At 45.1% G+C, this 18,960-nt stretch carries 17 protein-coding genes and 1 pseudogene; 15 read left to right on the forward strand and 3 right to left on the reverse strand.

The genetic code is table 11. The features are described 5' to 3' along the window. Positions 1–333 precede the first annotated feature (333 nt). The 5 genes from MUB50_RS05025 (at position 334) to MUB50_RS05045 (ending at position 5,567) form a co-directional block, all read left to right on the forward strand. Complete coding sequence (locus tag MUB50_RS05025) at positions 334–1,695, forward strand: radical SAM protein (RefSeq protein ID WP_173753622.1); 1,362 nt, start codon at positions 334–336, stop codon at positions 1,693–1,695. Positions 1,696–1,786: 91 nt separating this feature from the next. Beyond that, positions 1,787–2,443: a TVP38/TMEM64 family protein gene (locus MUB50_RS05030; protein WP_173753623.1), complete on the forward strand. Its 657-nt coding sequence runs from the start codon at positions 1,787–1,789 to the stop codon at positions 2,441–2,443. Positions 2,444–2,521: 78 nt separating this feature from the next. Further along, entirely contained in the window at positions 2,522–3,808 is a 1,287-nt protein-coding gene (locus tag MUB50_RS05035) for a chloride channel protein (protein WP_118515395.1), read from the forward strand. Between the two features lie 148 nt (positions 3,809–3,956). Beyond that, positions 3,957–4,160 (forward strand): hypothetical protein, encoded by a 204-nt coding sequence (locus MUB50_RS05040; RefSeq protein WP_244790351.1) that lies wholly within the window; start codon positions 3,957–3,959, stop codon positions 4,158–4,160. Between the two features lie 168 nt (positions 4,161–4,328). Beyond that, complete coding sequence (locus tag MUB50_RS05045; RefSeq protein ID WP_244790353.1) at positions 4,329–5,567, forward strand: AGE family epimerase/isomerase; 1,239 nt, start codon at positions 4,329–4,331, stop codon at positions 5,565–5,567. Positions 5,568–5,744: 177 nt separating this feature from the next. Here MUB50_RS05045 and MUB50_RS05050 read toward each other — a convergent pair whose 3' ends face one another. Next, on the reverse strand, positions 5,745–7,496 hold the full coding sequence (locus MUB50_RS05050; RefSeq protein WP_118624816.1) for an Rqc2 family fibronectin-binding protein: 1,752 nt from the start codon (positions 7,494–7,496) through the stop codon (positions 5,745–5,747). A 184-nt stretch (positions 7,497–7,680) separates the two neighbouring features. On the opposite strand from MUB50_RS05050, the gene MUB50_RS05055 reads away from it, so the two are divergent. The 8 genes and pseudogenes from MUB50_RS05055 (at position 7,681) to MUB50_RS05090 (ending at position 14,041) form a co-directional block, all read left to right on the forward strand. After that, positions 7,681–8,559: a YicC/YloC family endoribonuclease gene (locus tag MUB50_RS05055; RefSeq protein ID WP_118515403.1), complete on the forward strand. Its 879-nt coding sequence runs from the start codon at positions 7,681–7,683 to the stop codon at positions 8,557–8,559. A 45-nt stretch (positions 8,560–8,604) separates the two neighbouring features. Next, positions 8,605–8,877, forward strand: a complete 273-nt coding sequence (locus MUB50_RS05060) for a DUF370 domain-containing protein (protein WP_021978072.1) — start codon at positions 8,605–8,607, stop codon at positions 8,875–8,877. Continuing rightward, positions 8,870–9,490: a guanylate kinase gene (gene gmk / locus MUB50_RS05065; RefSeq protein WP_015525188.1), complete on the forward strand. Its 621-nt coding sequence runs from the start codon at positions 8,870–8,872 to the stop codon at positions 9,488–9,490. The genes MUB50_RS05060 and gmk overlap by 8 nt, the downstream gene beginning before the upstream one ends. Before the next feature lie 53 nt (positions 9,491–9,543). Next, positions 9,544–9,798: pseudogene (gene rpoZ / locus MUB50_RS05070) on the forward strand (DNA-directed RNA polymerase subunit omega); the annotation flags it as partial. A gap of 100 nt (positions 9,799–9,898) precedes the next feature. Next, the gene (gene rimO / locus MUB50_RS05075; protein WP_118624814.1) at positions 9,899–11,236 is read left to right on the forward strand and encodes a 30S ribosomal protein S12 methylthiotransferase RimO; all 1,338 of its coding nucleotides are present in this window, start codon (positions 9,899–9,901) and stop codon (positions 11,234–11,236) included. Next, positions 11,220–11,759, forward strand: coding sequence for a CDP-diacylglycerol--glycerol-3-phosphate 3-phosphatidyltransferase (gene pgsA, locus MUB50_RS05080; protein WP_015525184.1), 540 nt, complete (start codon positions 11,220–11,222; stop codon positions 11,757–11,759). The genes rimO and pgsA overlap by 17 nt, the downstream gene beginning before the upstream one ends. 31 nt (positions 11,760–11,790) lie before the next feature. Further along, positions 11,791–13,047 carry a competence/damage-inducible protein A gene (locus MUB50_RS05085; protein ID WP_118515409.1) on the forward strand — a complete coding sequence of 419 codons (1,257 nt, stop codon included), beginning with the start codon at positions 11,791–11,793 and terminating at the stop codon, positions 13,045–13,047. A gap of 298 nt (positions 13,048–13,345) precedes the next feature. Then, a complete protein-coding gene (locus tag MUB50_RS05090) occupies positions 13,346–14,041 on the forward strand; it encodes an Ig-like domain-containing protein (protein ID WP_118624812.1) in 696 nt (231 codons plus the stop codon). An 86-nt stretch (positions 14,042–14,127) separates the two neighbouring features. Here the strand turns inward: MUB50_RS05090 and MUB50_RS05095 are convergent, their stop codons facing one another. Next, positions 14,128–14,958, reverse strand: a complete 831-nt coding sequence (locus tag MUB50_RS05095) for a Cof-type HAD-IIB family hydrolase (RefSeq protein WP_118624810.1) — start codon at positions 14,956–14,958, stop codon at positions 14,128–14,130. 87 nt (positions 14,959–15,045) lie between these two features. After that, positions 15,046–16,629 (reverse strand): glucose-6-phosphate isomerase, encoded by a 1,584-nt coding sequence (locus MUB50_RS05100; RefSeq protein WP_118624808.1) that lies wholly within the window; start codon positions 16,627–16,629, stop codon positions 15,046–15,048. A gap of 314 nt (positions 16,630–16,943) precedes the next feature. Here MUB50_RS05100 and MUB50_RS05105 point away from each other — a divergent pair, with 314 nt between their 5' ends. Both MUB50_RS05105 and MUB50_RS05110 read left to right on the forward strand, forming a co-directional pair. Continuing rightward, a complete protein-coding gene (locus tag MUB50_RS05105) occupies positions 16,944–18,260 on the forward strand; it encodes a Na+/H+ antiporter NhaC family protein (RefSeq protein ID WP_114001687.1) in 1,317 nt (438 codons plus the stop codon). Beyond that, positions 18,257–18,958 carry a DNA alkylation repair protein gene (locus MUB50_RS05110; protein WP_118624806.1) on the forward strand — a complete coding sequence of 234 codons (702 nt, stop codon included), beginning with the start codon at positions 18,257–18,259 and terminating at the stop codon, positions 18,956–18,958. The genes MUB50_RS05105 and MUB50_RS05110 overlap by 4 nt, the downstream gene beginning before the upstream one ends. Positions 18,959–18,960 lie beyond the last annotated feature (2 nt).

Here is an 18,960-nt window from a genome sequence, read left to right on the forward strand (position 1 = left end):
CACCCGAAGCAGGGCGGAATATTTTTTCTGCCTTTGCCAGGGTGTTTTTTTGTGGAGAAACATCATGAAAACAGTAAGTATGCACAAAAATAACAAATGTTATTTAGCGAAGATGTTAATAATATTTAGGCATTTTAACAGATTTGCCTAATTTTTGGTCATACCAATTATATTGTCTATTGTTATTCAAATGAAAAAAACGTACAGTAACACCATGAGTCAGGCAAAGACCGAGAGATGGCTTTGCTGCTCAAAATGCAGTGTGACGGAATGAGGATGTCCGTTTGGCTGGATCTGCATATCTACATATTGAGAGAAATAAGGAGAGATAGTATGAGCGCAATGAATACACTTAAGAAATTCGGACTTGAACAGGCATTCAACTATGTTTACAAAGATCCGGATAAGAATTTTATCAAGATCATGGACTGGGCAGATAAATTTTCCGGTGGTGGATTTCCTACACAGAGAGCGATGATCCGCGAAGCCATTTCCAATCCGGAACATCCGTATTATCCGTTTATTCATAGATTGGTAACTGATATTGATCCACATGTTATGAAAACTCTGGCTGCAAACTTCTTTATCAATGCAAACCTTGCAGGCTGGCCGAGACAGGATGAATGCCGTAAAAAATATGGCTGTAATATTCCGTGGGCGATCCTTCTTGATCCTACAAGTGCCTGTAATCTGCACTGTACAGGATGCTGGGCAGCAGAGTATGGAAACAAGCTGAACCTCACTTATGATGAGATCGATGATATTATCCGCCAGGGTAAAGAGCTTGGTGTTTATATGTATATTTATACAGGAGGAGAACCTCTTGTAAGAAAAAAAGATCTGATCCGTCTTTGCGAGAAGCATAATGACTGTATCTTCCTTTCTTTCACAAATGCAACACTGATCGATGAGGATTTTGCAAATGATATGCTTCGGGTAGGAAACTTTGTTCCTGCGATTTCACTGGAAGGATTTGAGACTGCAACAGATGGCAGAAGAGGAAATGGTGTATACCAGAAGGTTATCAGGGCAATTAATCTCCTCAGAGAAAAGAAGCTTGTTTTTGGTATCTCCGCATGTTACACAAGTGCGAATTTTGCATCCATTACATCTGAGGAGTTTTATGACAGCCTGATCGATCTTGGAGCGTATTTCATCTGGTATTTCCATTACATGCCAGTTGGAAATGATGCTGCACCGGAGCTGCTCCCAACACCTGAACAGAGAAGAGAAACTTATGAGCGTATCCGCAGATACCGTGCAACAAAGCCGTTATTTGCCATGGATTTCCAGAATGATGCAGAGTTTGTGGGAGGATGTATTGCAGGCGGCCGTCGCTATCTGCATATCAATGCAAACGGCGATATTGATCCATGTGTGTTTATCCACTATTCTGATTCCAATATCCGCGAAAAAACACTTCTGGAAGCACTGCAGTCTCCGATGATGATGGCATATCATGATGGACAGCCGTTCAATGACAATATGTACCGTCCATGTCCGATGCTTGAAAATCCGCAGAAGCTGAGAGAAATGGTAGAAAAATCCGGAGCACATTCCACAGATCTTCAGTCACCGGAGAGTGCGGAGCATCTCTGTGCGAAATGTGACCGGTATGCTGAAAACTGGAAGCCGGTAGCAGAGGAGATGTGGAAGGAAGACCAGGAGAGAAGGGCAGCGAAGAAAGGCTGCTGATCCTGAAACTTAAAAAAGCAGAACTTATGAAAGAGCACGGTACCGGAAACAGGTGCCGGTGCTCTTTTTTTGAAAACGGAGGGATCAGACCATGAAAAAAATGATTGATAACATCAGAAAATATCTGCCGGCGGTGCTCTTTCTTGTATTTCTCCTTTTCTGTATCCGTTATAGAGAGGATCTGTCTGTGAGAAGGATCTTAAGCTATACACCGGAGGAACCTGTTAAGGCTGCATTACTTATGCTTGGGCTTTATGCAGTGAAAAGTGTTTCTTTTATATTTCCAATTGCGATCCTGCAGCTTGCTGTAGGGCATCTGTTTTCTACAGGAACAGCACTTCTGGTGAACTTTCTGGGAAGAGCAGTCACATTGGCACTTCCATATTGGATGGGACGCTTCTCAGGTGCATCCATGGTGGAAAGTCTTACATCTAAATATCCGAAGCTGAGAACAGTAGTAGATTACCAGAACGGAAATTCCCTGTATATTTCATTTTTTATGCGGACATTGAACTTTTTACCGGGAGATGCTGTGAGTCTGTTTCTCGGAGCTGAAAAGATCCCATTTGAAACCTATATGGCAGGTGGCATGCTTGGAACGCTGCCGGGAGTTATTCTCGCTACAATATTTGGAGCAAATATCAAAAATCCGAAGTCTCCGGCATTCTGGCTCTCCGCAGTGCTTCTTGTGATGATCAGTGTATTCTCGATCCTGATACACAGGCATATTTCCCGGAAGAAAAAATAACAGTGCTTTCTCTTCCTGCTTTTACTGAGAGGAAAAATGTAGTATAATGCAGACAGTAAAGAAAAGAAGGGAAAGAACATGGGGATAGATCATAACAAAAGATTAAAGGAACATTTATATTATTACAGTGCAAGAATCAGCCGGGATATGTCAAATCTGATCAAGTGGCTGGTTCTTGCTGTCATTACAGGATGTATCGTAGGAGCTGCCAGCACACTGTTTTCTTTTACGTTGAAGGCAGTAACCGGTTACCGGAAGGCTCATGAATGGATTTTTCTTTTGCTTCCGTTATCCGGTCTTGTCATTGTATTTTTGTATGAGAAGCTTGGAAAAGAGGATGGAGGGACCAATCAGGTTCTTTCTACCGTGCGTTCCAGAGATAATGTGCCGATCCTTTCTGCACCACTGATCTTTATCACAACGGCACTGACTCATCTTACCGGTGGTTCTGCGGGACGTGAGGGAGCAGCAATCCAGCTTGGAGGAAGTATTGCCAACCAGCTTGGAAGATGGATCCATCTGGACGAGGAGGACCGTCATGTAATTGTCATGTGCGGCATGAGCGCGGCGTTTTCCGCATTGTTTGGAACACCGATGGCAGCGGCAGTTTTTGCGCTGGAAGTGGTTAGCGTGGGAGTGATGTATTATGCGGCACTGATGCCATGTATGATCGCGTCACTGGTCGCTTCCGGATTTGCAGCCGGAATGGGAGTCACGCCGGAAAGTTTTCATGTGACAGATATTCCGGCACTGACTGTGGAAACTGGCCTGAAAATGGGAGTGATCGCTCTGGGCTGTGCAATTGTCAGCATTATGTTCTGTATTGCCCTGAATGGTGCAGCAGGACTTTATGGCAGATGGTTTAAGAATAAATATGTCAGGGTTGCAGTGGGTGCCTGCCTGGTCATTGTTGTCACCTTTATTCTGAGAACAGATGAATATATGGGCGCTGGTGCGGAGCTTATTGAAAAAGCGGTGGAAAACGGACAGGCGGGTACTTTCGCCTTTTTCTGGAAAATGGTGCTTACTGCACTGACTATGCGTGCAGGATTCCGTGGGGGAGAGATCGTACCTTCTTTCTGCATCGGAGCCACCTTTGGCTGTGTGATGGGTAATCTCATGGGAATTTCTCCGTCAATCTGTGCAGCCTGCGGAATGGCAGCAGTTTTCTGCGGTGTGACCAACTGTCCGATCACTTCGATCCTGATTGCTTTTGAAATGTTTGGATTTAAGGGAGTATCCTTCTATCTAATCGCAGTATCTATCAGCTATGCGGCATCGGGGTATTATGGCCTTTACAAGGATCAGACCATTGTGTACTCAAAATATAAAGCAAAATATGTGAACCGGCATACCAGATTCTGATATAGAGCGAAATATGAAGGGCGTGTGTATACTGGCGTAATATCCTATGGAATACCGCATGGACATGTATGGAAAATATCTGGACATCTGCGGAAATCTGATGTAATATATTAAACGTTAGTATTTACAGAAAGGCAGATTTTGAAGTATGGAAGAGAAGATTCTTGATTTTATCATGGAGTATGCACAGAAGAATGAGGGAATTCCGTTTCAGGTGATCGAGGAGAATTTTAATATCGTTATGGATGATAAGCTGAAAGATATCATCAGCGATGCGATCTGGGACAGAGATAATGTTTCTGATGTGATCATAGAAAGTGACCGTTATGTGATCACCTGTTTTGAAGATTAATGAGGATATCTGTGACCGTTACGGTAATGGAATTAAGAAGTCTGAATATGAGGAGAATGCGTATATGGCATTCTCCTTTTTTCGTCAATCTGTCAAAAGAATCCAAAGGAATTGAAGTCCCCAAAAAAGAATGGTATCCTAAAGAAAAAAGTAGATGGGGTGGTTGAAATGAACAGAAAATATGAGATTAGCACAAAAGAAAATAGGGAATTCCTGAAAGCATCCTGTGAGGATCTTTTGAATTTTGGACATCGGTTTCCTTCACCGAATGGAGGTTCCTATTATCTGGGGGACGACGGAACACCATGGAAGGACAGAAACCGGGAAACCTGGATCACCTGTCGTATGGCGCATGTATACAGTCTGGGTCTGATGCTTGGCCACGAGGGAAGCGGAGAGCTTGTGGATGCGGCGCTGAAAGGCCTTAAGGGAGAACTTCACGATGAAAAAAACGGTGGCTGGTATGCAGGTGTAACACCGGAAGGAGATATTGTGCCCAATAAACAGTGTTATGCCCATGCATTTGTGATCCTGGCTGCATCTTCCGCACTGATAGCCGGAAGGTCCGGGGCGGAGGAACTTCTTGAGGAGGCTCTGGCTGTTTATGATCAGTATTTCTGGAATGAAGAGGAGGGACTGGCCTGCGATACCTGGAATACGGAATTTACCGTGCTGGATGATTACCGTGGATTAAATGCCAATATGCACACGGTAGAGGCTTTTCTGGCAGCCGGAGATGTTATTGGAGATAAGAAATATCATATCCGTGCAGGCAGGATCATTGATCATGTAATTGGATGGGCAGAAGATAATAACTGGAGGATTCCGGAACATTTTACGAAGGAATGGGTGGCAGATCTTGACTGCAACCGTGACCGTCCGGATGATCCGTTCAAGCCATATGGAGCGACACCGGGCCATGGAATCGAATGGGCAAGACTGATCACACAGTGGGCACTTGCAAACTGCGGAGAAGAGAAAGAAAAACTGGAAAAATATCTCCAGGCAGCAGAGAAACTTTACACAACAGCAATAAAAGATGGCTGGAATGCAGATGGTGCACCGGGAATTGTATACACGACAGATTGGAATGGCAAACCGGTGGTACGTGACCGTATGCACTGGACTCTTGCAGAAGCGATCAATACCTCTGCAGTTCTTTATCATGTGACCGGTAAGGAGAAATATGCGAAAGATTATGCTGAGTTTATGAAGTACCTGGATGAAGTGGTCATGGATCACGAAAACGGTTCCTGGTTTCACCAACTGGATGAGACAAATCATCTGAAGGGAACTGTATGGCCGGGAAAATCCGATCTGTATCATGCGCTGCAGTCCACACTGATCCCGTATCATAAAGCAGATACATCCATTGCACCGGCAGTGGAGAAAAAACTGGAGATCTGAACAAAAATCGTTTTGTGATTTTTGTTCATGAGCATATAATGAAGCGGAGTGCGAATGTCCACTGAAAACATAAAAAACCTTCCTGTGTTTACAGAAAAATTTCTCAGGACAGATACTTGCAGAGACACAGGTATCCTGTCTTGGAGAAATACGAGAACACAGGAAGGTTTTTTTAGTTTACTCCGTGACCTCTTTCAGATCCGAAATATCCGGAGAAGCCATGAGAGAATAATTGGTGTAATAAACAACGAAACCGGGTTTTGCACCGGCAGGTTTTTTTACATGTTTTTTCTGGATATAATCGATCTCTACCTTGGGAGCAGAGTGCCCTTTGGAGTACCAGGCTGCCAGGCGTCCTGCTTCTTCGAAGGTACGGTCCGGAAGTTCACCATCTTTGGTGCGGACGATCACATGGGAACCAGCCATCTTCTTTGCATGGAACCACCAGTCATTTCCGGTTGCAAACTTGAAAGTCAGCTCATCATTCTGGAAATTGTTTTTTCCCACATAGATATCAAAACCGTCACTGGATATGTAGTGGAGCGGTTTGGATTTCGGCTGGGCTTTCTGGCCTTTTTTGTTAGTGTAGTGACGTTTGATATAGCCGTACTCAGTGAGCTCTTCCTTGATCTGGGAAAGGTCACTTTCGGATCTGGCGATATCCAGAGCATTGGAGATAGATTCCAGATGAGAGATCTCACTTTCCGTATCTGCGATCTGTTCGGTGACGGCTTCCTCTGTACGCTTCAGCTTTCCGTATTTATCAAAATATTTCTTGGAATTCTGTGCCGGTGTCAATGTCGGGTCAAGAGGGATAGTGATTTCCTCGTTGGTGTAATAGTTCAGTGCCTTAAAGGATCTGCAGCCTTCTTCAAGCCCGTATCCATAGGTGTTGATCAGTTCACCGTAGACCTTGAATTTATCTTTTTTTGAAGTATCATTCAACTGCTTTTTCTGGATGTTGTATTTTTTTCGATTACGTTCCAGAGCGGTCTGTACTACACGGCGAAGATCGGAGGATTTCTGGTGGATGCGTGTCAACAGACTCTTGGTAGCATAATAGGTCTCCAGCATAACAGAAACACTGTCAAAGGTTTCACTGCGGTATTCACTGCCAAACTGCTGATAAGGAAAGACACCGTATTCCACAGGCTCATCTCCGCGGTAGACAATATTCGGGGTGAACTCTCTGTTCCGGATCTGCTCAATAAGGCGGAGAAAGGTATGATAAAGATGGGTGCAGGCCGTTTCATCCAGGGACTGCGCTGCATCACTTCCGTCAATGGATGCACGGTAGCAGATCTCCTCAGCCATTACCGGGCTCATACCGGTGAGGGAAGTATAAAGCGCTTTGGAAATGTTTACCGGTTTTTTGCAGATATGTCCGGTAAATTCTTCCTCGGAAACTGTCAGCGGATTTTCTTTATCTCGGGTATTTGGAATGAAATATTCTCTTCCTGGAAGGACTTCACGGACAGAACTCATATGGGAAGAGACATGTTTGATACTGTCCAGGATCATGCCTTTTTCATCGCAGAAGATGATGTTGCTGTGTTTGCCCATCAGCTCCATGATCAGGCGCTTCCGGCAGGGGTCGCCAAGTTCATTGAGATGCTCCAGCTCAAATTCCACCACACGCTCCATTCCCGGCTGTTTTACATCCAGGATTCGGGCGCTTCCGATATGCTTTCGAAGAAGCATGCAGAAGTTCGGTGCAGTTAAAGGACTGATACGGTTCTTATCTGTAAAATAGATCAGAGGAAGGGATGCGCTTGCACTTAAGAGAAGACGTTTCTGTCCATTTGCGCCTTTTCCTGTGATCAAAAGTTCATCGTTTTCCGGCTGGGCGATTTTATTGATACGTCCGCCTTTTAAATTATCATCAATCTCTGCCACGAGAGCAGAAACTGTAATTCCGTCAAATGCCATGATTTTACCTCCATTTCAGTTGCTGTTCACTCCGTTCACAGCAACTCATTTCAACATCGATCATTATAACAGTAAAAAAAGAGTTTGACTAGGGTTTTGGAATGAACTATAATAAATCCGTATGCAATCATTGGCTGCATTTATCAGCAGCTGATAAACTTAAGAGGCAGTATTGGAGGATAACATGATAAAAAGTATGACCGGCTTTGGCAGGGCAGAAGCAGTTTCCAGAGAACGTAAGGTTTCTGTTGAACTGAAATCCGTCAATCACAGATATCTGGATCTGAACATCAAAATGCCGAAAAGACTCAGCTATTTTGAGGGAGAGATCCGAAATGTGATGAAGACTTATATCCGCCGCGGCAAAGTTGATGTGTTCATCACCTACGAAGACTATACAATGGGCGGAATGGCTCTGAAGTACAATGCAGAGCTGGCAAGGGAATATCTGGGCTATTTGAACCAGATGAGTGAGGAACTGGGGATTGAGAATGATATCCGTGTTTCCACACTTTCCAGATATCCGGATGTGTTTACAATGGAAGAGCAGGCTCCGGATGAGGAAGAACTCTGGAATTTTCTGGAGGGTCCGCTTCATGAGGCCTGTCGGAAATTTGTGGAGACCCGCCAGCGTGAGGGCGCTAATCTGAAACAGGATCTTCTTGGGAAGCTGGACGGACTGGAAGCAAAGGTCGATGTAGTGGAAAAACGTTCTCCGGAAGTAGTGAAGGCTTATCGGGAGAAACTGGAAACCAAGATGCATGAGCTTCTTGAAGATAACCAGATCGATGATTCCAGGATCGCCGCAGAGGTGATACTTTTTTCAGATAAGATCTGCAATGATGAGGAGACGGTACGTCTTCGAAGCCACATCCACGGAATGAGAAAGATCCTGGATGAGAACGAGGGCGTGGGACGTAAGATGGATTTCATGGCACAGGAGATGAACCGTGAGGCGAACACCATCCTGTCTAAATCCAATGATCTTACCGTATCTAACGCGGCTATCGATCTGAAGACAGAGATCGAGAAGATTCGTGAGCAGATCCAGAATATCGAGTAACCGGACAGGAAACAGGCTGTACACAGACAGAAAGGGAGAGCGTAAATGGCGAAACTCATTAATGTAGGCTTTGGAAATGTTGTCAATTCACGCAAGATCGTGGCTGTGGTAAGTCCGGATGCCGCTCCTGTAAAGCGCATGATACAGAGTGTCAAGGGAACCCGAACTCTGATCGATGCCACACAGGGAAGAAAAACAAAAGCAGTGATCGTTACTTCCGATGATTATCTTGTCCTTTCCGCTCTGCAGCCGGAAACCATTGCCAGGAGATTTTCGGAAGCGTATGGAGAAGAAACGAGGGAGGAAGGAAATGAGTAAGGGAATTTTAGTTGTTGTTTCGGGATTTTCCGGTTCCGGAAAAGGTACTGTCATGAAACGTCTGATGGAAAAATATGACAATTATGCATTATCTGTTTCTGTTACTACCAGAAATCCAAGACCGGGCGAGAAGGACGGAGAGGCTTATTTCTTCCGCACAAAAGAAGAATTTGAACAGCTGATCCGGGAAGACGGACTGATCGAGTATGCACAGTATGTGGAGAATTATTATGGCACACCCCGCAAATATGTGGAGGAGCAGCTTTCCGCAGGGAAAGATGTGATTCTTGAGATTGAGATCCAGGGTGCCATGAAGATCCGTGAGAAGTTTCCGGATACACTGCTGGTATTTGTATGTCCGCCGTCTATGGAGGAGCTTAAGAACCGTCTGGTAGGTCGCGGAACAGAGACTCTGGATGTGATCAACGGGCGTCTCAGAAGAGCGGTTGAAGAATCCAGAGGAATGGATAAATATGATTATCTCCTGATCAATGATGATCTGGAGGAATGTGTTGATACACTTCATGAGACCATCCGGTGTGAGCGCATGCGTACATCCAGGAATCATGATTTTGTATCCAGGATCCAGAAAGAAGCGGAAGCTTTTTTATAAATACCAATTAATAAGTTAAATACGGCCCTGCCGTTACAGAAGGGAGAAAAGATATGATACATCCATCTTATTCAGAATTAATTGAGGCTATCAACACAAACAACGAGGACGACGATGAGGCTCTCGTGCTGAACAGCCGTTATTCTCTTGTACTTGCAGCTAGCAAACGTGCCCGCCAGCTGATCGCAGGAGCAGAGCCGCTTGTACCGGGTGCAGCAGGAAAGAAACCGCTTTCTGTTGCCATTGATGAGCTCTACAAGGGTAAGGTAAAGATCCTTCCCGGACAGGAAGAAGAGGAAGAGCTGGAGGCTCTTGAAGCTGAGAAGGAGGCTCTTGAGGCAGCAGAGGGCGAGACCGCAGAAGGCACTGAGACTGCAGAAGCAGCTCAGACGGAAGCGGAGTAATTTTATGAAAATATTATTCATCTCTCTTGGCTGTGACAAGAACCTGGCGGATTCCGAAGAAATGCTGGGACTTCTTACAGCCGGAGGTCATGAGATCACAGACGATGAAACGCAGGCAGATGCAATCGTGATCAATACCTGCTGTTTTATCAAGGATGCCAAGGAAGAGAGTGTGGAAACCATTCTTGAAATGGCAGAGTACAAAAAAACAGGAAGCTGCCATGCACTGATCGTTACCGGCTGTATGGCACAGCGATACCAGAAAGAGATCATTGAGGAGGTTCCGGAGGTCGATGCTGTTCTTGGAACTACATCCTACGGCGACATCGTAAAGGCTCTGGAAGAAGCAGTAGCCGGAAATCATTTCGAAGAATTCCGTGATATTGATTATCTGCCGGATACAGGAAGCAAACGTGTCCTTACAACAGGTGGACATTTCGGCTACCTGAAGATCGCGGAAGGCTGCGACAAGCACTGTACCTACTGCATCATCCCGAAGCTCAGAGGTAAATTTCGAAGCGTTCCTATGGAGCGCCTCATTGCCCAGGCAGAGGATATGGCTGAACAGGGAGTGAAAGAACTGATCCTGGTAGCACAGGAGACCACCGTTTACGGAAGAGATCTTTATGGCAAAAAATCTCTTCATATTCTTTTAAAGAAACTCTGTGAGATCAGAGGTATCCGTTGGATCCGCATCCTTTACTGTTATCCGGAGGAGATTTACGATGAACTGATCGAAACCATTCGTGATGAGAAGAAGATCTGTCATTATCTGGATATTCCGATCCAGCACGCGTCGGACCGCATTCTTAAGAGAATGGGCCGCCGTACTTCCAAACAGGAACTGATCGATATTGTCGAAAAGCTCCGCAGGGAGATTCCGGATATTATACTGCGTACAACTCTGATCACCGGATTTCCGGGTGAGACGGAGGAAGACCATGAAGAACTGAAGGAATTCGTAGATGAGATGGAATTTGATCGCCTTGGTGTCTTCACTTACTCTCCGGAGGAGAATACCCCGGCAGCAGAGATGGCAGACCAGGTTCCGGAAGAAGTGAAGGAAGAACGCAGAGACGAGCTGATGGAACTTCAGCAGGAAATCTCTTACGACAGAGGTCAGGATCGTATCGGACAGGAACTTCTTGTTATGATCGAGGGAAAAGTTGCAGATGAAAGTGCCTATATCGGACGTACCTATGGGGATGCACCGAAGGTTGACGGATATATTTTCGTTCAGACAGGCGAACTGCTTATGACAGGTGATTTTGCAAAGGTACGTGTGACAGGTGCGCTTGAGTATGATTTGATAGGAGTGCTGAGCGATGAATACACCGAATAAACTTACAGTTGCAAGAATGATACTTGTACCATTTCTTGTAGTTTTCTTACTGACAGGATGGGGAGGAGAAGCAAACCGCTGGATCTGTCTTGCGATTTTTGTCGCAGCAAGTGTGACAGATTGGTTTGACGGTCATCTTGCCAGAAAATATAACCTGATAACCAATTTTGGAAAATTTATGGACCCGCTGGCTGACAAGCTTCTGGTATGCTCTGCCATGATCTGTATGATTGAGGTTGACAAGCTTCCGGCATGGGTTGTGATCATTATCATCGGACGGGAATTTATCATCAGTGGTTTCCGTCTGATCGCAGCTGAGAACGGAATTGTCATTGCCGCAAATTACTGGGGAAAATTTAAAACCGTTTCCCAGATGATCATGATCATACTTCTGATGCTGGATTTCGGAGGTGTTTTTGCAGTGCTGACACAGATATTTATCTGGCTGTCTGTTGCACTGACCATCATCTCCCTGCTGACTTATATCATGCAGAACAGAAAGGTCCTTTCCATGCAGGAGTAGGGATCAAAGTATACGAAAGGAGTTTCTTTTCATGATCACAGAGCTGATATCCGTAGGAACCGAGATCCTTCTTGGAAATATCGTAAATACCAACAGTGCCTATCTTTCTGAAAAATGCGCCCTGCTTGGGTTAAGCGTTTACTATCAGGATGTAGTAGGTGATAATGAAGGCCGTATGCGTGACGTGATCCGTACCGCACTGGACCGTTCTGATGTTGTGATCCTCACAGGAGGCCTTGGACCAACAGAGGATGATATCACCAAGGAAGTAACTGCGGATCTGATGGGAATGCCGCTTAAGGAAGATTCCCACTCAAGGAAACTGATCGATAAATATCTGAAGGAATATGAGAAAAACAATCCTCAGAGACGTATCACGAAGAACAACTATAAACAGGCCATGGTCCCTGAGGGAGCCATTGTTCTTGACAATCATAACGGAACTGCTCCAGGACTGATCCTTGAGAAAAAAGGAAAAACCGCAATCCTTCTTCCGGGCCCTCCCAATGAACTGAAGCCCATGTTCGAGGAGTACGTTGTCCCGTATCTGCAGAAAAACCAGCCGGAGATCATTGTATCCCAGATGGTGAAGATCAGCGGGATCGGTGAGAGTCAGGTAGCAGAGGAGATCCAGGATCTGATTGAAAGTCAGACTAATCCTACCATTGCACCTTATGCCAAAACCGGTGAAGTGCATCTTCGTGTGACAGCAAGCGCAGAGAATGAAAAGGTCTGCAGAAAGCTGATCAAACCGGTTGTCAAGGAGCTGAAGAAGCGTTTTGGAAAGAATGTTTTTGCCACAGATGAGAGTAAGACACTTGAGGAAGCAGTGATCGATCTTCTGAAAGAAAAAGATCTGAAGCTATCCCTGGCGGAATCGCTCACCGGCGGTATGATTGCCCAGCGCATTGTCAATGTATCCGGTGCGTCGGAGGTGTTTGGCTATGGCTTTGTGACTTACAGTAACAAGGCCAAGCATAAATGTCTGGGAGTGAAGAAGCGTACTCTGAAGGAGCAGGGGGCAGTTTCCGCCAAATGTGCCAGAGAAATGGCAAAGGGTGCCTGCAAAGCATCTGGAGCAGATATCAGTATTTCCGTGACGGGTCTGGCAGGACCGGGAGGCGGAACAAAGGAAACTCCGGTTGGTACTGTATTTATGGGCTGCTGCTATAAGGGCAAGGCCATTGCCAAAGAGTTCCATTTCACAGGAAACCGCACGCGGATCCGCGAGCAGACTACAGCGCATGCGCTGGCGATGTTACGTGACTGTATCATTATGAGCAGATAGCGAATGTCTTGATCATCTGTCTGGCGTTACAGATCAACCATAATATTTTTTTATACAACAGGACTGATTTTTAAACAGATGAAACTTTTGAATTCAAGTATCTGTATCAAAAATCAGTCCTGTTGTATTTTTGTTTCCTGATAATAAGCCTTGGTATGAGCGACGAAAGAATATAAATGATCATATTTGCAAGGATACTATCATAAGTGCTAGTGTTTTTATCAGGGATTTCCTCTAAAATGTGGTTAAAGCAATATATGACGTAAATATACGTTTTACCGGAAAGAGGGAAATCAGAATGAAAAAGAAAAAAAATCTGTTGTGTTTTGTGCTGCTGATCAGCCTTATTTTTACGATGGCATTCGGAAGTGTGACTGTCAGCGCCGCACCAAAACTGAACAGAACAAAAGTAACTCTATTAAAAGGTGAGAAGCCAACACTTAAGGTTACCGGGACCAGGCAGAAGGTTGCCTGGAGATCGTCCAAAAAGAGCGTTGCGACCGTAAACAGCAAAGGCCAGGTGGTTGCCAAAAATAAAGGTTCCGCAACGATCTATGCAAAGGTAAGCAAAAAAACATATAAGTGTGTTGTAAAGGTAGAGACACCGAAGCTCAGCAGGACATCGCTGACATTAACAGAAAAAAAATCCAGTGCCATTAAACTGACAGGAACAACTGTGAAGGTGAAATATTCTTCTTCCAATCCTAAGATCGCACGTGTGGATTCCAAAGGAAAGATCACCGCAGTGAAAAAAGGAACGGCAGTAATCACAGCGAAGGCAAATACGAAGAAATTTAACTGTAAGGTTACAGTAAAAGCAGCGCAGAAACCGAAGCCGACACCTACACCGATGCCGAAACCATCTTTAAGTGCCACCACCTTAAATATGAATAAAGGTGATGTGAGACAGCTTCAGGTTGGGATCAGTCCTGGCATGATCTTTTTACCAGGATCAAACAGCCGGCAGGAAACTATGAATATTGATCGAATATGAATGCTCCGCCATTCAATCCCATTCTAAAAAAGGAATCGACAGCGTAAAAACTGTCGGTTCCTTTTGGGGATACATAATAGAATATCTCATCGGTGCAGCGCATATTTTTCAATGGCGCGTGCTACACCGTCTTCGTCATTGGAAGCAGTAATATAATCGGCTGCTTTTTTTACCTGGGGCTGTGCATTGGCCATGGCTACGCCAAAACCGACTTCCCGGAGAAGATGGACATCGTTGTCACCGTCTCCGCATGCCATAATGGATTCTCTTGGGATTCCCAGCATTTCGCCAAGAGCAACAAGAGCGGTTCCTTTGTTGACACCGGCGGCGTTGATCTCAATATTGTAGCTTAAGGAGCCTACAAGCTCCAGCTCCTTAAGTTCACTTAATTCCTTCCAGGCGGCGGCACGTTCCTCCATGTCTGCAAAAAGCGCCTGGACTTTATCCATGCTTCTGTTTTCTTTTGTAATGACATCCTGGATGTCTGGAACCGCGATACGGGTAGTACGGACATAATTCCACATATTAGGGTCGTGATGGTATTTTCCTACATTATCAAGCTTGGCAGCGTCTGCATATCCCTGACCGTCAAAATAGATCTCACTTAAAGTATCATATTTTTCAAAGATACGGAGAGCTTTTTTTGCACTTTCCATGGGAAGAAGCTGCTCGATAAGAAGTTTATTATGGTCTGTATCAAGGACTCTGGCTCCGTTGGAGGTGAGAGCATAGTGAATTCCCGGAAAATTTCTCAGTTCCGCGGGAATGCCGGTATATGGCCGGCCGGTAGCCATCAGAACAAGGATACCTGCATCAATAGCTTCCCTGAGAACGCGCCTGGTATTTTCTGTGAGTTCTTTTTTTGTATTCAGAAGAGTTCCGTCCAGATCAAGACCGATCATTTTTATCTGCTGCATATTTAAGATTTCCTTTCCCGGTTAAGGTCACATATACAGAAAAACCGTCCCGAAAAAACATTTTCCGGGACGGTACCTATCTGTTTATCAGATATCAAGAAGATCACTGTAAACTTTCAGTGCTCCGTCTGTATCATGAGCGAGAACACGTTTTGCAAGAACCTTACCAAGCTGTACACCCTCCTGGTCAAAGCTGTTCAGGTTCCATACAAAGCCCTGGAACATGATCTTGTTCTCAAAGTGTGCAAGAAGCGCACCCAGAGACTTCGGTGTAAGTTCCTCACCAATAATGATACTGGAAGGACGTCCGCCCTTGAAGTTTTTGTTCAGGTTCTCATCTTCTTTTCCACATGCAAAAGCAACGATCTGTGCTGCAACGTTTGCACAGAGCTTCTGCTGGCTTGTGCTGTTCTCGATATCAACATCAACACCAAGCTGGCTCTTCTTAAAGCCGATGAACTGAAGCGGAACAATATTAGTTCCCTGATGCAGAAGCTGGTAGAAGGAGTGCTGTCCGTTGGTTCCTGGCTCACCAAAGATCACCGGTCCGGTCACATAATCCACCGGCTCACCAAAGCGGTTTACAGATTTACCGTTAGACTCCATATCACACTGCTGAAGATGAGCAGGGAAGCGGCTTAATGCCTGTGAGTATGGTAAAACTGCAGTAGAAGGATATCCCTGTACATTTCTCTCATAAACGCCGATCAGGGCATCCAGCATATCCGGGTTCTCAAGAATGTTCTTATTTGTTGCAAGCTTATCCTCCTCGGCAGCTCCGTCAAGCAGCTCTGCGAATACTTCCGGTCCGAATGCCAGGGAAAGGATTGCTCCGCCTACACCGGAAACAGAAGAATAACGTCCGCCGATATAATCATCCATAAAGATTGCGGTAAGGTAGTCATCGCTCTTTGCCAGAGGAGAAGTCTCACTGGTTACTGCAAGCATATGCTTGGACGGGTTTAAGCCGGCTTTTGTGAGAGCGTCTTTTACGAATGCCTCGTTAGTCAGAGTCTCGAGGGTTGTACCGGATTTGGATACAACGATGAAAAGAGAGTGAGCAAGATCTACAGATGCAAGAACAGCAGCTGCATCATCCGGGTCAACGTTGCTGATGAATTTTGCTTCCATCTTGAAGGTGTTGTTTGCCTTTGCCCAGTTTTCAAGTGCGATATATAATGCACGCGGTCCCAGGTCACTTCCGCCGATACCGATCTGTACAACCGTAGTGAATTTCTCACCGGCTTCATTTGTGATCTCGCCTGCATGTACTTTGTTTGCAAAATCTGCAGCTTTCTTCTGCTGAGCTACATAGAATTCTCGCTTGTCCACACCGTCAACAACAACAGGCTCGCCAAGCTGTGTACGTGCAAGATGATGAAGGACCATACGTTTCTCGCCTGTGTTGATCACTGCGCCGTTATATAATTCCTGGAATTTTTCGATCAGTTCTGCCTCATCAGCCAGTTTGGAAAGTGCGTCAAGAACGGTCTCGTCCACTTCCTTAGCTGCGTAATTGTAAGCCAGACCTGCTGCCATCGGTACGCTGTACTTCTTTACACGTTCTGCACCCTGCTCGCCGGACATTGCTTCTGCAATGTTCACGTGATCTTTCAGACCGTTAAGTTTGCTGTAAGAAGCAAGAGTGTCCAGATTTTTCCATGTTGCCATAATCATATTCCTCCTTTAATGACTGTGATCAGAGATATCAACATAAATCCTTCGGATATCTTTTTCACAATTGTCTACAGCCAATTATACTGAAAAAAGCTCTGGATTTCAACGGAAGGAACGATTTAATTGGTGAAAATCTTGTTAAATAAGGTAAAAAATATCAGAGATAACAGGATCGTGACGGAAATATGAAGAAGTTTCCGTCAGCAACAGGACAGGAATGGGGAAATATGATATGATAGAAAACAGATCACCCGGAGAAAAAAGCCGGGAAAATAATAAGTGATGAAGGGAATTGTTTTATGGAGGAAATGAAGAAAAAAGGAAATGTGATCGCACTGCTGCCTATCGGTGTTTTTCTGGTCCTGTATCTGGGACTGGGGATTTTGTTTGAGTATGTGATGAAGATCCCTATGGGATTTTATAATGTACCGATCGTTGTGGCTTTTCTGTCTGCGATCCTGGTGGCATGTGTTCAGAACAGAACGATCAGCTTTGACAGAAAGCTGGAGCTTATGGCAAAAGGAGTAGGAGATAAAAATATCATCACCATGCTTCTGATCTTTCTGACCGCAGGCTCTTTTGTGGGTGTTGTGGGGCGCAGCAGTGCAGAAAGTGTGGCCTACTGTATGCTTTCTCTGATACCGGCACGTTTTTCTGTTGCGGTATTGTTTGTAGTTGCCTGCTTCGTATCTGTGGCTATGGGAACTTCCGTTGGGACGATCACGCTTCTTACCCCTATTGCGGTAGCGGTTTCCAAAGCTTCCGGTTTTGATATGGCATTTTGTGTGGCATCGGTGATGGGAGGAGCCATGTTTGGTGACAACCTTTCTTTTATTTCTGATACCACGATCGCAGCCTGCAACGGTCAGGGCTGTCAGATGAAAGATAAATTCCGGGAAAATTTCTGGATCGCATTTCCGGCAGCTGTTGTTACACTGCTCCTGATCCTTATTCTGTCTTTTCAGACAGAGATTCAGGGAAGAGTGGTACAGGATTATCATCTTGTGCAGATCCTTCCGTATGTTCTGGTGCTGATCGGCGGGATTATCGGCATCAATGTATTTGTGGTACTTCTGATCGGAATTGTCTCCGGAGCATTTATTATGCTTCTTGGAGGACATATCACGCCAGTGGAGCTTCTGACAAATATTGGCTCCGGTGTTTCCGGGATGTTTGAGACCTGTATGGTGGCTATCCTTGTAGCAGCCATGTGTGCGCTGATCCGGGAGCATGGAGGCTTTGAAGCACTGCTTTCCGGAATACAGAGAGTTTTTAAAGGGAAAAAAGGCGGACTTCTTGGTATGGGACTTCTGGTTGGAACTATGGATATCGCAACAGCCAATAATACGGTGGCCATTGTTATGGCCAACCCCATTGCAAAGGAAATGGCGCTGGAATATAAGATCACTTCCAGAAAGACAGCTTCTATCCTGGATACATTTTCCTGTATTTTCCAGGGGGTGATTCCATATGGAGCCCAGATGCTGGTTGCCATTTCTGCGGCAAAGGAACTGGGATTTGAGCTTTCTGCTTTTCAGATCATGCCGAAACTGTTTTACCCCATGCTTCTGCTTGTGAGTTCTCTGATCGCGATCTTTGGTATAAAAGGCGGGGATGATAAATGAATCAGGAAGAGATGATCCGGGATGTCCGGAAAAGACTGTTTGAAATGCAGGATACAGGATATCGGGATTTTCATGCAAGGCTGGTTCCGACTGTGGAGAAAGAAAAGATCATCGGTATCCGGACACCGATACTCCGGAAATTTGCAAAAGAATTTGGAAAAACAGAAAGATCCGAAATGTTCCTGAAGGTTCTTCCTCATCAGTATTATGAGGAAAATAATCTCCATGGCCTGCTGATCGAGCAGATCAGAGATTATGATAAATGTCTGAAAGAACTGGAGCGTTTTCTTCCGCACATTGATAACTGGGCGACCTGTGATCTGCTGGCGCTCCATATGATGAAAAAACACCGTGATATATTTATCCGGGAGATTTATCGCTGGATGGAGTCGGATAAGCCGTATATCATCCGGTTCGGGATCAGTATGCTGATGCGCCATTATCTGGACGAAGGATTTAAACCGGAATATCCGGAGAAAGTGGCAGCGATCCGCTCGGAAGAATATTATGTAAATATGATGCGAGCCTGGTATTTTGCTACAGCGCTGGCAAAACAGTATGAGAAGATCCTTCCATTCCTGGAAGAGCAGAGAATGGATATCTGGACTCATAACAAGACGATCCAGAAATCCATTGAAAGCTACCGGATCACACAGGAGCAGAAGGATCATCTCAGGACACTGCGGATAAAGAAATAAAC

The organism is Blautia sp. NSJ-140, assembly GCF_022868965.1.
GTDB lineage: Bacteria > Bacillota > Clostridia > Lachnospirales > Lachnospiraceae > Blautia_A.

Coding starts and splice junctions, on each gene's coding strand:
- MUB50_RS05025 (WP_173753622.1), top strand. CDS start 334: ATGAGCGCAATGAATACACTTAAGAAATTCGGACTTGAACAGGCATTC.
- MUB50_RS05030 (WP_173753623.1), top strand. CDS start 1,787: ATGAAAAAAATGATTGATAACATCAGAAAATATCTGCCGGCGGTGCTC.
- MUB50_RS05035 (WP_118515395.1), top strand. CDS start 2,522: ATGGGGATAGATCATAACAAAAGATTAAAGGAACATTTATATTATTAC.
- MUB50_RS05040 (WP_244790351.1), top strand. CDS start 3,957: ATGGAAGAGAAGATTCTTGATTTTATCATGGAGTATGCACAGAAGAAT.
- MUB50_RS05045 (WP_244790353.1), top strand. CDS start 4,329: ATGAACAGAAAATATGAGATTAGCACAAAAGAAAATAGGGAATTCCTG.
- MUB50_RS05050 (WP_118624816.1), bottom strand. CDS start 7,496: ATGGCATTTGACGGAATTACAGTTTCTGCTCTCGTGGCAGAGATTGAT.
- MUB50_RS05055 (WP_118515403.1), top strand. CDS start 7,681: ATGATAAAAAGTATGACCGGCTTTGGCAGGGCAGAAGCAGTTTCCAGA.
- MUB50_RS05060 (WP_021978072.1), top strand. CDS start 8,605: ATGGCGAAACTCATTAATGTAGGCTTTGGAAATGTTGTCAATTCACGC.
- gmk (WP_015525188.1), top strand. CDS start 8,870: ATGAGTAAGGGAATTTTAGTTGTTGTTTCGGGATTTTCCGGTTCCGGA.
- rimO (WP_118624814.1), top strand. CDS start 9,899: ATGAAAATATTATTCATCTCTCTTGGCTGTGACAAGAACCTGGCGGAT.
- pgsA (WP_015525184.1), top strand. CDS start 11,220: ATGAATACACCGAATAAACTTACAGTTGCAAGAATGATACTTGTACCA.
- MUB50_RS05085 (WP_118515409.1), top strand. CDS start 11,791: ATGATCACAGAGCTGATATCCGTAGGAACCGAGATCCTTCTTGGAAAT.
- MUB50_RS05090 (WP_118624812.1), top strand. CDS start 13,346: ATGAAAAAGAAAAAAAATCTGTTGTGTTTTGTGCTGCTGATCAGCCTT.
- MUB50_RS05095 (WP_118624810.1), bottom strand. CDS start 14,958: ATGCAGCAGATAAAAATGATCGGTCTTGATCTGGACGGAACTCTTCTG.
- MUB50_RS05100 (WP_118624808.1), bottom strand. CDS start 16,629: ATGGCAACATGGAAAAATCTGGACACTCTTGCTTCTTACAGCAAACTT.
- MUB50_RS05105 (WP_114001687.1), top strand. CDS start 16,944: ATGAAGAAAAAAGGAAATGTGATCGCACTGCTGCCTATCGGTGTTTTT.
- MUB50_RS05110 (WP_118624806.1), top strand. CDS start 18,257: ATGAATCAGGAAGAGATGATCCGGGATGTCCGGAAAAGACTGTTTGAA.